The organism is Sphaerisporangium fuscum (assembly GCF_018531465.1).
Taxonomy (GTDB): Bacteria; Actinomycetota; Actinomycetes; order Streptosporangiales; family Streptosporangiaceae; genus Sphaerisporangium; species Sphaerisporangium fuscum.
In genome coordinates, this window is the sequence record NZ_JAHDTF010000005.1 from 39137 (window position 1) to 54946 (window position 15810).

11 protein-coding genes are annotated in these 15810 nt (G+C 71.7%); 7 read left to right on the forward strand and 4 right to left on the reverse strand.

Translation table 11 applies throughout. The features are described 5' to 3' along the window. Positions 1–16: 16 nt before the first annotated feature. From KIK05_RS07505 to KIK05_RS07520, 4 genes are all read right to left on the reverse strand, one after another. Entirely contained in the window at positions 17–1729 is a 1713-nt protein-coding gene (locus tag KIK05_RS07505) for a DUF4082 domain-containing protein (protein ID WP_214409854.1), read from the reverse strand. 281 nt (positions 1730–2010) lie between these two features. Then, positions 2011–2637: a dTDP-4-dehydrorhamnose 3,5-epimerase gene (rfbC, locus tag KIK05_RS07510; RefSeq protein WP_250562419.1), complete on the reverse strand. Its 627-nt coding sequence runs from the start codon at positions 2635–2637 to the stop codon at positions 2011–2013. 51 nt (positions 2638–2688) lie between these two features. Next, the gene (locus tag KIK05_RS07515; RefSeq protein ID WP_214409856.1) at positions 2689–3588 is read right to left on the reverse strand and encodes an FkbM family methyltransferase; all 900 of its coding nucleotides are present in this window, start codon (positions 3586–3588) and stop codon (positions 2689–2691) included. Beyond that, entirely contained in the window at positions 3588–4454 is an 867-nt protein-coding gene (locus tag KIK05_RS07520) for a glycosyltransferase (protein ID WP_214409857.1), read from the reverse strand. The genes KIK05_RS07515 and KIK05_RS07520 overlap by 1 nt, the downstream gene beginning before the upstream one ends. A 167-nt stretch (positions 4455–4621) precedes the next feature. Between KIK05_RS07520 and KIK05_RS07525 the strand changes: the two genes are divergently transcribed. The 7 genes from KIK05_RS07525 (at position 4622) to KIK05_RS07555 (ending at position 15801) form a co-directional block, all read left to right on the forward strand. Further along, positions 4622–8671, forward strand: a complete 4050-nt coding sequence (locus tag KIK05_RS07525; RefSeq protein ID WP_214409858.1) for a DUF4082 domain-containing protein — start codon at positions 4622–4624, stop codon at positions 8669–8671. Between the two features lie 80 nt (positions 8672–8751). Next, positions 8752–9789, forward strand: coding sequence for a Gfo/Idh/MocA family protein (locus KIK05_RS07530; RefSeq protein ID WP_214409859.1), 1038 nt, complete (start codon positions 8752–8754; stop codon positions 9787–9789). Next, positions 9786–10772, forward strand: coding sequence for an NAD-dependent epimerase/dehydratase family protein (locus KIK05_RS07535; protein ID WP_214409860.1), 987 nt, complete (start codon positions 9786–9788; stop codon positions 10770–10772). The genes KIK05_RS07530 and KIK05_RS07535 overlap by 4 nt, the downstream gene beginning before the upstream one ends. Further along, positions 10769–11929 (forward strand): glycosyltransferase, encoded by a 1161-nt coding sequence (locus tag KIK05_RS07540; protein WP_214409861.1) that lies wholly within the window; start codon positions 10769–10771, stop codon positions 11927–11929. The genes KIK05_RS07535 and KIK05_RS07540 overlap by 4 nt, the downstream gene beginning before the upstream one ends. After that, positions 11926–13047 (forward strand): DegT/DnrJ/EryC1/StrS family aminotransferase, encoded by a 1122-nt coding sequence (locus tag KIK05_RS07545; protein ID WP_214409862.1) that lies wholly within the window; start codon positions 11926–11928, stop codon positions 13045–13047. Before KIK05_RS07540 ends, KIK05_RS07545 begins: the two co-directional genes overlap by 4 nt. 43 nt (positions 13048–13090) lie before the next feature. After that, positions 13091–14335, forward strand: a complete 1245-nt coding sequence (locus tag KIK05_RS07550) for a glycosyltransferase family 4 protein (protein WP_214409863.1) — start codon at positions 13091–13093, stop codon at positions 14333–14335. After that, complete coding sequence (locus KIK05_RS07555) at positions 14332–15801, forward strand: lipopolysaccharide biosynthesis protein (RefSeq protein ID WP_214409864.1); 1470 nt, start codon at positions 14332–14334, stop codon at positions 15799–15801. Before KIK05_RS07550 ends, KIK05_RS07555 begins: the two co-directional genes overlap by 4 nt. Positions 15802–15810 lie beyond the last annotated feature (9 nt).

The window sequence follows — 15810 nt, forward strand, 5'->3', positions numbered from 1 at the left end:
CCTCATGTCGCGGACGTCAGGGGTTGACGGGCTTGCCGTCGTCGTAGACGTTGTTCTTCCAGACGTTGCCGGAGGCGCCCTGGTCGAAGTGGGCGACCGCTCCGAATTCCCCGCAGTTCTTGTTGAGCTCGCGGCTGAAGACGTTCCCGGCCACCACGACGTTCTGCGTCGGGTTGGAGCGGCCGGAGCCGCCGTAGAAGCAGTAGCCGCCGCCGCTGAGCAGGTTGTTCTCGACGGTGACGTTCCTGATCGGGCCGAGGTCGGCGTCCAGCATGATCGCGCTGGTCTGGTCGACCGGGTTGCTCACGGTGTTGTGGCTGATGACCAGCTTGCCGGTGGTGCCGTCGGTCTGGATGCCGTCGACGTGGTCACCGGGGTAGGCCTTCAGGTCGTGGATGTAGTTGTCCTGGATGACGCCCTCGCCGGTCATGATGCCGTCGGTGACGTCGTGGATGTCGTTGCCCGTGATCGTGATCAGGCCGTCGCTGAGGTTCTTGACGCCGGCGGCGAGCTGGCTCGACCCCCTGCCGGCGATCTCGCAGTTCTCGATCGTGAGGTTCTTGTGGCCGTCGCGGAGCTGGATGCCCCAGTATCCGCTCACGACCACCCGGCAGTTCCTGATCGTCACGTTGTCGGCGTAGACGTCGACGGAGTCGGTGAACTCGACGTTCTCCAGCACCGCGCCGTTCTCGCGGATCTCGCCGCCCTTGTGGGACTTGAGCGCGCCGCTCGGGCCGGTGTCGGAGGAGCCGGGGAAGGAGCCGGTGGGCGGCTTCGGGTCCTGCGTCGGCTGCTTGGTCGGGTCGACGGTCAGCGTCGGCCTGGGCGTCACGGGCTTGGTCGTGGAGGGCTCCGGCGAGGGCGTCCTGGTGGCCGTCCGCGTCGGGGACGCCGTGTGGGACGGGGAGGGCGAGCCGGTGGGCGTGCGCGACGGCGAGGCCGTGCGGGTCGGCGTGACCGTCTCGCTCGGCTTCGGGCTCGGCGAGGAGGTCGGGGTCGTGGTGACACCACCGGACGGGCGCGGCGAGCCCGTGGGGGTGGTCGTCGGGTCCTGCGAGGCGGAGGAGGTGGGCCGCGTCGAGGGGACGGTGGTGACGTCGCCGGTCGGACGGCCCGTCGGCTGCGGCCAGGTGCGGCGCTCGCGGTGCCGGAAGACGACGTCGACCCAGTAGTTCACCTTGTCGCGGTGCACGCGGAAGGGGAAGGCCGCCTTGTCGGAGGCGGCGAACACGCCGGCCTCGGCGGTGAGCGGTCCGGATTTGACCGGCTTGTCGAAGGCGCCCGCGGTGCCGACGTACCCGCCGTTCTGGGTGTGGTACGAGACGGTGTAGGTGCGGCCGGCGACGATCGGCACGGGCTTGTCGAACGTGGCCTGCTGCCAGCCGCTGCCCGTCTCGTCCTTGAAGGTGACCTTGGCCAGGAGCTTGCGGTCGGAGCTCCACAGGCTGCCCCGGTGGGTGCCCTTCTCGGAGGCGGGCTTGTAGAACCGGATGCCCGTCACCTCGCCGTTACTGCTGGCCTTGAAACGGGTGCCGAGTTCCAGCGGCGTGTGCTCGGCCCCGGTCTTGCCCTTGACGGTCTTCTTCGTCTTCCACAGGCTCGACTCCAGCGTCACTTCACTCGACGCGGGGGCGGCGAACGTCTTGGGGGCGGGGGACGGCGTCTCGCGTCCGGTGAGCACGACCGTCGCGGCCGTGCCCAGTACGACGACGCCGCCCAGCGCCGACACCCAGCCGATGGCGGGAAGACGCTTGGGTCGCGCGGATCGGGACGTGGGGGACGACCGGCCTCGTGGGCGGCGACCATCCGCATGCCGGGAGTTGCTCACTGGCCCATTCCTCCACCTCCGGCACCCACGGGTACCGGACTCCGATCATGTTTCAGTGCGAGGCCATTGTTGCGGTTGGGAAACGACGAGACAACCAGAATGCTGGTTTTCGTATGGGAATGCAGGGAAATTGACGCGCAAGAGGGAATTCTGTCAATGAAGGGAGTCGTTACGTTCTGCCCCTAATTAGTGGTATAAGGCGGCACGTCGGTATATGTTTGCGCCATTTCCCGCAGGCCGGCGTAGTACGCCCGGCAATCCGCGTATCGCGGAAGGAGCCCCTTGGCCTCGGCCTCCGCCAGGGTGGGGGCGGCGGCGTCCTTCGCCGACAGCAGCGGCTCGACGCCGGCCGGCCAGGCGATTCCGAGGGCGGGATCGAGAGCGGAGATCTCGTGCTCCCGTGTGGGACTGTAGGGCTCGGAACACAGATACACCACCGTGGCCTGCTCGCTCAGGGCCATGAACGCGTGGCCCAGCCCCTCCCCGATGTACACCCCCTTGCGGGTGCGGTCGTCGAGCACGACCGACTCCCAGGTGCCGAAGGTGGGCGAACCGACCCGGATGTCGACGACCACGTCGAGCACCTCGCCGCTGACACAGGTGATGTACTTCGCCTGGCTGGGTGGCAGGTCGGCGAAGTGCACCCCCCGCAGGGTGCCCCTTCGGGACACCGAGCAGTTGGCCTGGGCGAGCCGGAAGGAGTGTCCGACCGCGCCGGCGAAGCCGTCCTGCCGGTACCACTCCAGGAACGTCCCCCGATCGTCGCCATGGATGACGGGGGTGAACACGTAAGCGCCTTCGATGGCCATGGGTTCCACGGCACCACAGAGTGCCACAAACCGGCCGTTGGAACGTGCCCGTCAGCTCAGGAGACCGACCCTGCCCCCGGTGACCTGCTCGAACGCGGCGCCCCTGATCGCGATGACGTGCCGGGCCGGCGAGGGACGCGACCCGAGGAACCCGTGCTCGTCGAATCGGCCGACCTCGTGGAGCAGCCCCGAGCGCGGCTCGTAGAAGAAGAAGCGGTAACCCATCTCGTGCAGCTTGGCGTACCACGGCAGGGAGTCGAGCCCGATCAGCAGGATCAGGACGTCGGCGCCGCCCCCGGCGAGGTAGGGTTCGGCCCCGGCGAGCACGGCGGGCTCGTGGCCCGCGACGTTGACCTTCAGCACGTCGATGTGGCCCAGACCGAGCTCGCGGCACACGCCGGGCAGCGTCTCCACCCGCACCCGCTCGCCTCCCTGCCCGGCCACCGGGCCGGACAGGCCGCTCACGTAGGTCACGTCGGCGGTGGCGAACACGGCCTCGCCGGCGTGGTCGGACAGGGCCATGGCGTGCACGCTCACCCGGTCGGCCACGCCGTTCAGCTCGGCGTTGCGGGTCAGCGCGGCGACGTTGCCCCCGCTCGGCTCGAAGGCGTGCGCGCGCACCTCCGCCGTCCGCGCGCAGAAGATCGTGAACTGGCCGATGGCCGCGCCGACGTCCACCACGGTCCAGCCGGGCCGCAGCACGCGGGCGAGGAAGTCGTACTCGGGATCGATCACGTCACCGAAGACGACCAGCAGCGGCACCGTCTGGCTCGGGTGCCGGTAACGCAGCCGCACCCCGGACCGCCGCAGCGTGACCTCCGCCGTGCGGGGCCCGCGCAGCCGCAGCGCGCCGTAGCGGGCGAGCCCGCCCAGCGCCCTCGGCAGGCCCACGGCGCCCACCCCCCAGCGGAGCTTGACGATCCCGTTGCGCACCCGGTCGGCTGCCGCCATCACGCCTCTCCCGTCGGCTGGGTCCTGGAGCTCTCGTCGCGCAGCCAGGTGGAATAGTCGCCACGCCGTACGGCCCGGCGTGCCCGCAGCTTCGCCAGCACCGCCACGGCCGCGAACAGGGCCGTCTTGGGGGCGAGCGAGGGACGGCTCCGCGTGAGCCGCACGAGGTCGGACAGGCCCGTGCGCGGCGGGGCCGGCATGTCGTCCCGCCCCTCGACCTCGGTGACGCTGGTGACCGCCCGCACCCGCCGGCGCAAGAGGTCGGCGAACGTGCGGGACGGCCGGATCACGACCCGGGCCTCCGGCACGATCACCCGCTCGGCGGCGGTGAAGGCGATGGAGGCGGCGAGGTCGTCGGCCATGACCGACGGCAGGGCGGCCAGCCGCCGGTGCCCCTCGGCGTCGACCGCGACGACCCCGCGCCCGAACAGCCCCTCGCGGACCGACGGCAGCATGGTCCACACGTCGTAGTACCAGCGCACCGGCCACGACGCGCCGGTCATGTCGAGGGCGCGTGCGGGGGCGGCGGCGTGCGTCCCGGACCGTTCCAAGGCGGCCGCCAGGGCGCGCACGCCGGAGGCGGTCAGCTCGACGTCGGCGTCGACGTACAGCCGGGGGAAGCCGGAGGCCGCCGCGTCACCGGCCTTGAGCGCGGCGGCCTTGGACGCGACGGGGGACTCCAGCACGGTCACGTCGGGGCCGAACGCCGAGGACACCGCGACGGTGTCGTCGGTGCAGCCGTTGGCGACGACGAGGACGGAGAACTCTCCGGGAGCGGCGCCGTCGAGCAGGCCGCGCAGGAGGCGGCCGATGACCGCCGCCTCGTTGTGCGCGGGCACCACGAGGGTCGCCTCAGGGAGTGGCATGCGGCCGATTATGGGGCTTGCGGCCGGTACGTGACCACCGAAGAGCCCGGTTTCCTACCCGAGATCACGTAAACCACACCGATCACAGCGGCGTCCTTTGGAGGGTTCCACGTTTCAGCGTGCCACCTTACGGGGGTTCTAATTCGTACCATCCACGTTGGAGCGTCATGATCTGGCACAAAGCCAAGCGCTCATCGAAGTTCGCCATCGCCTCGGCGATGGTCACCCTCGCCGCCCTGCTCTCGGCTCCGGCGGCGCCCGCCTCGGCGACCAGCGCCGCCTGTGGCCCGACCACCGGCAACGCCATCACCTGTGAGAACGAGCAGGTCGGCAGCCCGCCCGAGGAATGGGAGATCGACCCCAAGGGGACGGTCGAAGGTTACGCCGACCAGATCAGCGTCAACCTCGGTCAGACCGTCAACTTCAAGATCCGGTCGTCGGGGGCGAGCGCGCTCACCGTCGACATCTACCGGGTCGGTTACTACCAGGGAAAAGGCGCCCGAAAGATCATCTCGGTCCCGGCCAACGCGTCGGCCGCGCGCACGCAGGCGAACTGCCCCGAGAACACCACCACCGGCATGGTGGAGTGCAACTGGGCGACCGTCGCGAGCTGGACCGTTCCGTCCACGCAGGTCTCCGGTGTCTACTTCGCGCACGTCACCCGCACCGACACCCACGACGACACGCACATCGTGTTCGTCGTGCGGGACGACTCCCGCGCCTCCGACATCCTGTTCAAGACTTCTGACACCACCTGGCAGGCGTACAACTCCTGGGGCGACGTCCCGGCGACGGAGGACAACCCCTACAAGGCGGAGAACAGCTTCTACCGGGGCGACAGCACGATCGCCGCGGGACGGGCGGTGAAGCTGAGCTACAACCGGCCGTTCAACACCCGCCTGTCGACCCCCTGGGGCCGCGACTTCGTGTGGGCCAACGAGTACCCCATGATCCGCTTCCTCGAGGCCAACGGGTACGACGTGTCGTACATCGCCACGCCGGACGCCGCGAGGTCCCCCAACCTGCTGCTGAACCACAAGGCGCTGCTGTCGGTCGGCCACGACGAGTACTGGTCGGGCGAGGAGCGCGCGGCGTTCGAGAACGCCCGCGACCACGGGGTGAGCCTGGGCTTCTTCAGCGGAAACGAGGTCTACTGGAAGACCCGCTGGGAGAACAACTACCGCACGCTGGTCACCTACAAGGAGACCCACGCCAACGCCAAGATCGACCCGACCCCCAACGTGTGGACGGGCACCTGGCGTGACCCGCGCTTCAGCCCGCCCGCCGACGGCGGCAGGCCCGAGAACGCCCTGACCGGCACACTGTTCACGGTCAACTGCACCACCTCCGACAACGGCTGCCAGGCCATCCCGCTGACGGTCCCCGCCGCGGACGGCAAGATGCGCTTCTGGCGCGGCACGTCCGTCGCCAACCAGGTCACCGGCTCGGTCAGCATCCCCGGTCTGGTGGGCTACGAGTGGGACGAGGACATCGACAACGGCTTCCGGCCCAAGGGCCTGGTGCCGCTGTCCTCCACCACGGCGACCGCCGAGCAGCGGCTGATCGACTACGGCACCAACGTCGCCCAGATGAGCGCCACCCACCGCATGACCCTGTACCGGGCCGCCAGCGGAGCGCTGGTCTTCGGCGCCGGCACCGTGCAGTGGACCTGGGGCCTCGACAACGAGCACGACAGCTACAACGACACCGACTACACCGACACCCGCATCAAGCAGGCGACGGTCAACCTGTTCGCCGACATGGGCGTGCAGCCCAAGTCCCTCACCGCGGGACTGAGCGCGGCGTCCAAGTCGACCGACACGACGGCGCCGACCGCGACGATCAGCGCTCCGGCCGCGAACGCCACGCTCGCCAACGGTTCGACCGTCACCGTCAGCGGCACCGCCGCCGACGTCGGCGGCCAGGTCGGCGCGGTCGAGGTCTCCACCGACGGCGGCGCCACCTGGCACCCCGCCGGCGGACGCGGAAGCTGGACCTACTCCTGGAAGGTCACCGGCGTCGGCGCCACCACCATCAAGGTGCGCGCGGCCGACGACAGCGGCAACGTCGGGGCCGAGGTGGCCAGGGGCGTCACCGTCGAGTGCCCCTGCAGCCTGTTCCCCTCCTCGACCGTGCCGTCGAACCCGGCCGAGAACGACTCCAGCGCGCTGGAGCTCGGGGTCCGCTTCACCTCCTCGGTCGCGGGCTACATCACCGGCGTGAAGTTCTACAAGGGCACCGGCAACACCGGCACCCACACCGGCACGCTGTGGTCGGCGGACGGCACCGCGCTCGCCACGGGCACCTTCGGAAGCGAGACCGCCACGGGCTGGCAGACGCTGAACTTCGCCTCACCGGTGCACATCGCGGCCGGCACCCCGTACATCGCCTCCTACTACGCGCCGAACGGCCACTACGCCGCCGACGCGAACTTCTTCCGCTACCAGCCGACGGTGAACTCCCCGCTCACCGCGCCCCAGGCGACCGAGACCGCGGGCAACGGCGTCTACCGGTCGGGGGCGGGATTCCCGAACCAGACCTACAACGGCGGCAACTACTACGTCGACGTGATCCTGTCGACCAAGGACACCTACCCGCCGGCGGCCACCTCGGCCTCCCCGGTACCCGGGTCGTCCAGCGTGCCGACGACGGCGCAGCCGAAGGTGACGTTCGGCGAGCCCGTCCAGGCCGGGACCGCGACGTTCACCCTGAAGGACGCCGGCGGTTCGGCCGTCGCCGGCACCGCCACCCTGGACGCCGGACGCACCACCTTCACCTTCGCGCCGTCCGCGCCGCTCGCCCCCGGCGAGAAGTTCACGGTCACGGTCTCCGGGGCCAAGGACGACGCGAACAACACGATGACCCAGCCGTACACCTTCTCGTTCACCACGGCGAAGACCTGGACGGCCGGGGTCTGCCCGTGCACCCTGTGGCCGGACGTGACGGTGCCGGACGTGACCAGTGTCGACGACACCGGTTCGCTCGAGGTGGGCGTGAAGTTCCAGCCCAGCGCCGACGGCTTCATCGAGGGCGTCCGCTTCTACAAGGGCGCCGGCAACACCGGCACCCACACCGGCACGCTGTGGAACGAGGCGGGCCAGGAGCTGGCGACGGCGACCTTCAGCGGCGAGTCGACGCAGGGGTGGCAGGAGGTCTACTTCACCACTCCGGTGCCGGTCACCAAGAACACCACCTACGTCGCCTCCTACCACGCGCCGAACGGCCACTACGCGGCCACCTACAACGGGCTGTCCTCGGCCGTCGTCGCCTCGCCGCTGAGCGCCCTCGCCAGCGGGTCGAGCGGCGGCAACGGCGTGTACAGGTACGGCGGACGGGCCTTCCCGACCGACAGCTGGGCGGCGACGAACTACTGGGTCGACGTGATCTTCACGAAGCTCGCCGACACCACCGCGCCGTACGTCACCCTGAAGTCGCCCGACCACGGCGGCACCGGGGTGGCCACCGGGTCGGCGGTCACCGCCACCTTCAGCGAGCCGATCCAGGCGGGCACGGCCACGATCACCGTGAAGAACGCCGCCAACCAGGCGGTGGCCGGCACGGTCGACCTGAACGCCGCGCGCACGCTGCTGACCTTCACCCCCACCACCGCCCTGGCGCAGAGCACGACGTACACCGTCACGGTCACGGGGGCCAAGGACGACGCCGGCAACGTCATGACCAGCACGAGCTGGTCGTTCACCACCGGCGGCCCGGCGAGCTGCCCGTGCAGCATCTGGGCGAGCAACGCCACCCCGGCCAACCCGTCGAACAACGACTCGGCCTCGGTGGAGCTGGGCGTGAAGTTCACCGCCGAGATGGACGGCACGGTCACCGGCGTCCGGTTCTACAAGGGCACCGGCAACACCGGTGCCCACGTGGGCAACCTGTGGAGCTCCACCGGCACCCTGCTCGCCACCGGCACTTTCGGCACCGAGTCGGCGTCGGGATGGCAGAGCCTGACCTTCACCACCCCGGTCACGGTGGCCGCGGGTCAGGTGTACGTCGCGTCGTACTTCGCCCCGAACGGCCACTACTCGGGCGACGGCGGCTACTTCAACTCCGGCGCCTACGACAACCCGCCGCTGCACGCCGTGGCCAACGGCGGCCCGGCGGGCTCGAACGGCGTGTACCGCTACGGCTCGTCGTCGGGCTTCCCGACCGACAGCTACAACGGCGCGAACTACTGGGTGGACGTGCTGTTCACCCCGGCCGCCTGAAAACCGCATAACGAACCCTGATCGCCCCGTACCGGCCCCGGCCGGTACGGGGCGCCTGCTGGAAACGAGAGGAGAGCCGCGTGACGTCGACCGGCCTAGCCGTGATCGGTGCGGGCTACTGGGGCCCCAACCTCGTCCGCAACGCCATGGCCACGCCCGAGCTGCGGCTGGAATGGCTCTGCGACCTCGACGAGGACCGCGCGAAGGCGGTTCTCGGCCGCTACACCACCGTGCGGGCGACCTCCTCGGTGGAGCGCGTGCTGGAGGACCCGTCGGTGCGGGCGGTGGCCATCGCCACCCCGGCGCGCACCCACTTCGAACTGGTGCGCGCGGCCCTGGACGCCGGCAAGCACGTGCTGGTCGAGAAGCCGCTGACCCCGACCTACGAGGAGGGCGCCAAGCTCGTCGCGCTCGCCGAGGAGCGGGGCCTGGTGCTCATGCTCGACCACACCTTCTGCTACACGCCGGTCGTCCGGAAGATCCGCGACCTGATCGCCTCCGGGGAGCTCGGGGACGTGCAGTTCGTCGACTCGGTGCGCATCAACCTCGGCCTGGTCCAGCCGGACGTCGACGTGCTGTGGGACCTCGCGCCGCACGACCTGTCGATCCTCGACTTCGTGCTGCCCGAGGGGGTGACCCCGGTGGCGGTCGCGGCGCACTCCTCCGACCCGATCGGGGCGGGGCGGCCGTGCCTGGCGTACCTCACCCTGTGGCTGTCGTCGGGCGCCCTCGCCCACGTCCACGTCAACTGGCTCAGCCCTACCAAGATCCGCACGACGGTGATCGGCGGGTCCCGGCGCACCATCGTGTGGGACGACGTCAACCCGGCCCAGCGCCTGGCGGTGTACGACCGTGGCGTGGACCTCTCGACGGCCGGCGAGGACGAGCGGCGGGCGGCCCTGATCTCCTATCGCACCGGTGACGTCGTCGTACCCGCCCTGCCCGAGCGGGAGGCCCTGCGCGGGGTCATGGGCGAGTTCGCGGCCGCCATCCGGGAGGGCCGCGCCCCGCTGACCGACGGCCGGTCCGGGCTCCGTGTCCTCGCTCTCCTGGAAGCCGCGGGACAAAGCATCCAAAATGACGGCAGACGAATCGACCTGGGAGGATCCGCCCGATGATTGAGAACAGCCGCTGCCTGGTGACCGGAGGCGCGGGGACGATCGGCTCGACGGTCGTCGACCAGCTGCTCGCCGCCGGCGCGGCGGAGGTCGTCGTGCTCGACAACTTCGTCCGCGGCCGCCGGGCCAACCTCGCCGCCGCCGAGAAGGCCGGAGCCGGGCGCCTGCGGGTCGTCGAGGGCGACATCCGCGACACCAAGCTCGTCCGCTCGGTCACCGAGGGCATGGACCTGGTGTTCCACCTGGCCGCCATCCGGATCACCCAGTGCGCCGAGGAGCCCCGCCTCGCCCTGGAGGTGCTGGTGGACGGCACCTACGAGGTCGTGGAGGCCGCGGCCGACGCGGGCGTGCGCAAGGTGGTCGCCTCGTCGTCCGCCTCGGTGTACGGCCTGGCCACCGAGTTCCCCACCCGCGAGGACCACCACCCGTACGCCAACGACACCCTGTACGGCGCGGCCAAGACGTTCAACGAGGGCCTGCTGCGCAGCTTCCACGCCATGCGCGGGCTCGACTACGTCGCCCTGCGCTACTTCAACGTCTACGGCCCGCGCATGGACATCCACGGCCTCTACACCGAGGTGCTGATCCGCTGGATGGAGCGCATCGAGAACGGGCAGCCCCCGCTGATCCTCGGCGACGGCCTGCAGACCATGGACTTCGTCTACACCGAGGACATCGCGCGCGCGAACCTCCTCGCCGCGGCGGGCGACGCCACCGACGAGGTCTTCAACATCGCCAGCTCGGCCGAGACCAGCCTTCGCGAGCTGGCCGAGGCGCTGATGGCGGTCATGGGCCGCGGCGACCTCGGCCTGGAGTTCGGCCCGGCCCGCGCGGTCAACGGCGTCACCCGCCGCCTGGCGGACGTGAGCGCCGCGGCCGACCGGCTCGGCTGGAAGGCGGAGGTCGACCTCGAGGAGGGCCTGCGCCGCCTGGTGGCCTGGTGGCGCGCCGAGCGCGAGGCCCCGGAGGGTCCCGCCGAGTGAACGGACTGCTCGTCTACGCGGGCGGCACCGCATACGACGGGGTCAAGGGCACCGACCAGCAGATGGCCGACCGGCTCAGCGGCCTGGTCGACGTGCTGTACGTCGACCCGCCCAGGTCCGTCCTGCGTGGCGCCCGGGGCAGCCGGGTCGACCAGGTGCGGCCGGGGCTGTGGCGGCTCACTCCGTCGGCCCCGCCCGCGGCCCACCGTCCGGGCGTGGAGCGCCTCACCGCGGCCCTGGCGCGGCGGTCCGTACGGCGCGCCGCCCGCGGCCTGGGCCGCCCGATCAGGGCGGTCGTGGCGTCGGGCACCACCGACGTCCTCGGTGCCGCGCGCGGCGCCCGCACCCTGCACTTCATCACCGACGACCTCACGGCGGGCGCCTCGCTGCTCGGCATGGCCGCCGGGCAGCTCGCCCGCATCGAGACGCGCATGTCCGCGCGCGCGGACCGGATCGCCGTCGTCTCCCCCGGCCTGGTGGAACGCGCCAAGGAGCGGGGGCGCGAGGCCACGCTGGTGCCGAACGGCTGCGACAGCGAGGCGTGCGCCGAGGTGGATCTCGCCCCGTGGCCGGACGACCTGCCCGAGAAGCTGGCCGGCGTCCCGGTCGCCGGGTTCGTCGGGCACGTCAACGCCCGCATCGACATCTCGCTGCTGGAGGCCGTCGCCGAGGCCGGTCACCCGCTCGTGGTGGTGGGGCCGCGCTCCGAAGGGTACGAACCGGAGCGTTTCGCCGCGCTGACCAGCCGTCCCGGGGTCCACTGGGTGGGGCCCAAACCGTACGAGACCCTCCCGTCCTACCTGCGGGTGATCGACGTGGGACTCACCCCGTACACCGACACGGCCTTCAACCGCGCGAGCTTCCCGCTGAAGACCCTGGAGTACCTCGCGGCCGGGCGGGGGGTCGTGTCGACGGACCTGCCCGCCACCCGCTGGCTGAAGGCCGGCGACCTGATCCGCTCCGTGGCGGGGCAGGACCCGCGGGCGTTCGCCAAGGCGGTCACCGCCGAACTGGAGACGCCGAGGACCCCCGCGCTGGCGACCCGCCGCCGGGCGTTCGCGGCACTGCACGACTGGAATGAGCGGGTCCGCGTGATCGCGGAACTGCTCGACATCGATTCGCCGTCGCAGGCGTCAAGGGAGGTGGCCGGGCGATGATCCCGGTGATGCGGCCGTGGTTCGGGCCGGAGGAGCAGGAGGCGGTCGCCGAGGTGATCGCCTCGGGCTGGGTCGCTCAGGGGCCGCGCGTCGCGGAGTTCGAGCGCGGCTTCGCCGAGGCGGTCCAGGCCGGGCACGGCGTGGCCGTCTCGTCCTGCACCACGGCGCTGCACCTGTGCCTGGTGCTGGCCGGAGTCGGCCCGGGCGACGAGGTGATCGTGCCGTCCCTGTCGTTCATCGCGACCGCCAACGTCGTGCGGCACGCGGGCGCGGAGCCGGTGTTCGCCGACATCGACCCGGCGACCGGGAACCTCACCGCCAAGACGATCGAGGCCGTGCTGACCCCGCGCACGAAGGCCGTGATCCTCGTCCACCAGGCGGGCGTGCCCGCGGACGTCGACGAGGTGCGGGCCGCCCACCCGGGGCTGGTCCTGGTGGAGGACGCCGCGTGCGCGGCCGGCTCGACGTACAAGGGACGCCCGGTGGGGGCGGGGGCCGGACTGGCCGCCTGGTCGTTCCACCCGCGCAAGCTGCTCACGGCAGGCGAAGGTGGCATGATCACGCTGATGGACGGCGAGGTCGCGGCCCGGGCGCGCCGGCTGCGCGAGCACGGCATGAGCGTCAGCGCCGCCGACCGGCACGCCAAGGGCGTCACGACGCCGGAGCAGTACCTCGAGGTCGGGTTCAACTACCGGATGACCGACCTGCAGGCCGCGGTCGGGATCGTGCAGCTCGGCAGGCTCGCCGAGATGGTCGCACGGCGGCGTGCCCTCGCCGCGCGCTACCACCGGCTGCTCGCCGACATCCCCGGCCTGCGCATGGTGGCCGACCCCGAGCACGGGACGACCAACTACCAGTCGTTCTGGGTCGCGCTGCCCGAGGACTTCCCGATGGGCCGCGACGACCTGCTCGCCTTCCTCGCCACCCACGGCGTCTCCGCGCGGCGGGGCATCATGGCCGCCCACCTCGAACCGGCCTACGCCGGCAAGGTGAACGCCGAGCTGCCCGCCACCGAATGGCTGACCGCCAACTCGCTCATCCTGCCGCTGTTCCACACCATGACCGAGGCCGAGCAGGACCAGGTGGCGCGGGCCCTGCACGCGGCGGCGGCCGGCTGATGGCCGTCGGCCTGCACGAGGGTCACCGCCGGGCGGTGGTGAGGTGAGCCGCACCATCGTGGTCTACCCCCACTCGATGGAGCTCGGCGGCAGCCAGCTCAACGCCATCGAGCTCGCGGCGGCCGTACGCGACCTCGGCCACGAGGTGATCGTGGTCAGCGAGCCCGGGCCGCTGGTGGGCAACGTCAAGGCCGCCGGGCTGGAACACCTGGAGCTCGACCTGTACCGGCGCCGTCCGTCCTGGACGACGATCCGCCGGCTGCGGTCGCTCGCCGAATCGCGCGGCGTCGACGTCGTGCACGGCTACGAGTGGCCGCCGGGTGTCGAGGCGTACTACACGACGCTCGGCGACGCGCGGGTGACGGCCGTCTGCACGGTCATGTCCATGTCGGTGGCGCCGTTCCTGCCCCCGTCGCTGCCGCTGGTCGTCGGCACGCGGGAGATCCAGCAAGGGGCCCGCGCGCGGCACCCCCGGGTGCACCTCATCGAGCCGCCCGTGGACGTCGCCGCCAACGCGCCCGGCCATCCGGTGGAGGAGTTCCGCCGCGCCCACGGCCTCACCCCGGGGCCGCTCGACATCGTCGTGGTCTGCCGCCTGGTGCCCGAGCTCAAGCTCGAAAGCCTGCTGACCGCGGTCGACACGGTCGGCCGGCTCGCCGGCGAGCTGGACGTACGGCTCGTCGTGGCCGGCGACGGCACGGCCCGCGACCAGGTCGAGGAGCACGCCGCGCGGGCGAACGCGGCGGCCGGCCGTCCCGTCGTCGTGCTGACCGGCGAACTGGCCGACCCGCGTCCTGCCTACGCCTCCGCCACGGTCTGCCTCGGCATGGGCGGGTCGGCGCTGCGGTCGCTCGCCTTCGGCAAGCCGCTGATCGTGCAGGGCGAGCACGGCTTCTTCGAGCTGCTCACCCCGGAGACCGAGCCGCTGTTCCTCGAACAGGGCTGGTACGGCCTCGGCGGCGGACGCGACGAAGGCCCCGCCCGGTTCGAGGCGGCGCTGCGCCGCCTGTACGCCGACGCGGAGCTGCGCGGCAAGCTGGGCGAGTACGGCAGGAGGCTGGTGACCGACAGGTTCAGCCTGGAACGGGCCGCCCGGGTGCAGGCCGACATCTACGAGCAGGCGATCGCCGAGCCGCCGTCCCCGCGCGACGCGCTCGCGACGGCGCAGGGCGTGGCGGCCCACAAGCTGCGCCGCCGCTACCAGCGCCTGCGCGGCACGCATTCCCGTGACGACTTCAACGCCGTCGCCAAGAGCCACCAGGGCACGGCAGCCGAGGAGCGCAGGTGACCGGTCCCTCAGCCGCCCGGCCCACCTCGGACACCCCCGCCGAGGAGTCACTGAAAGCGCGGGCGCGGCGCGCCATCGGGTGGAGCCTGGTCAGCACGATCAGCGCCCGGTTCGGCACGCTCGCCATCGGCATCGTGCTCGCCCGCGTGCTCGGGCCACTGGAGTTCGGCACGTTCGCGGTGGCCATGGTGGCGCTGCTGGCCATGCTGAGCATCAACGAGCTGGGCGTGAGCCTGGCCGTGGTGCGCTGGCCCGACGACCCCCGGCGCATCGTCCCGACGGTCACCACCCTCGCGACCGCGTCCAGCGCGATCGTCTGCCTCGCCGTGCTGCTGGTGGCGCCGGCGTTCGCGCAGGCCATGGGCAACCCGGCGGCCACCGGTCCGGTACGGCTGCTGGCGCTCAGCGTGCTGATCAACGGGGTCGTGTCGACGTCCGCGGCTCTCATGCAGCGGGAGTTCATGCAGGGCCGCAAGGCCATCGTGGACCAGGTCGACAGCTGGCTCGGGGCGGTGGTCTCGCTGACGCTCGCCCTGCTCGGCTGGGGGGCGCTCAGCCTGGCCGCCGGGCGCGTCCTCGGCTCGCTCGCGGGCGGCACGCTGTGCGTGATCTTCGCGCCGCACCGGCTGCGCTTCGGCTTCGACAAGGAGGTGGCCCGCAGGCTGCTGCGGTTCGGGCTGCCGCTCGCGGGCTCGTCCCTGGTGGTGTTCGCCGCCGGGTACGTCGACCAGATCCTCGTCGGCCACCTGCTCGGGCCGGTCGCGCTGGGATTCTACGTGCTGGCGTTCAACCTGTCGGGGTGGCCGATCACGGTGTTCTCCCAGCCGGTGCGGGCGGTGGCCCCGGCCGCGTTCGCGCGCCTCCAGCACGACCGGCCGAGGCTGAACCGCGCCTTCCTGACCACGGCCGGGCTGCTGGTGGGGCTGACCGCGCCGGTCTGCCTGCTGCTCAGCGGCAGCGCGCCCGCGCTGGTCAGGTTCGTGTACGGCGCGCAGTGGCAGCCGGCGGCGGACGTGCTCGTCTGGCTCGGCGTGTTCGCGAGCCTGCGCATCCTGTCGGAGCTCATGTACGACTACCTGGTCGTCCTGGAGAAGTCCCGCGCGGTCTTCGCCATCCAGGTGCTCTGGCTGTGCGCCCTCGCCCCGGCCGTCTACGCCGGTGTCCGGCTCGCGGGACTGCCGGGGGCGCCGGTCGCGCTGGTGGTGGTGTCCGCCGTGGTGGTCGTCCCGGCGTACCTGGTCCAGCTCGGCCGCACGGGCGTCGGCACCGGCGACCTGCTCGGCAGGCTGCTCCCGGGTGTGCTGACCGCGCTCGCGGTGTTCGCGGTCGCGGCCGCGGCCGTCCGCCTCGTCCCCATCGACCTGCCCGCCCTCGCCGTCTCGGGCCTCGCGGGGGTGGGCGCGGCGGTCCTGTACGCCTACCGCAACCGCGACGTCCTGCGCGACATCCGGGGGCAGGCCGCATGAACCTTCCGA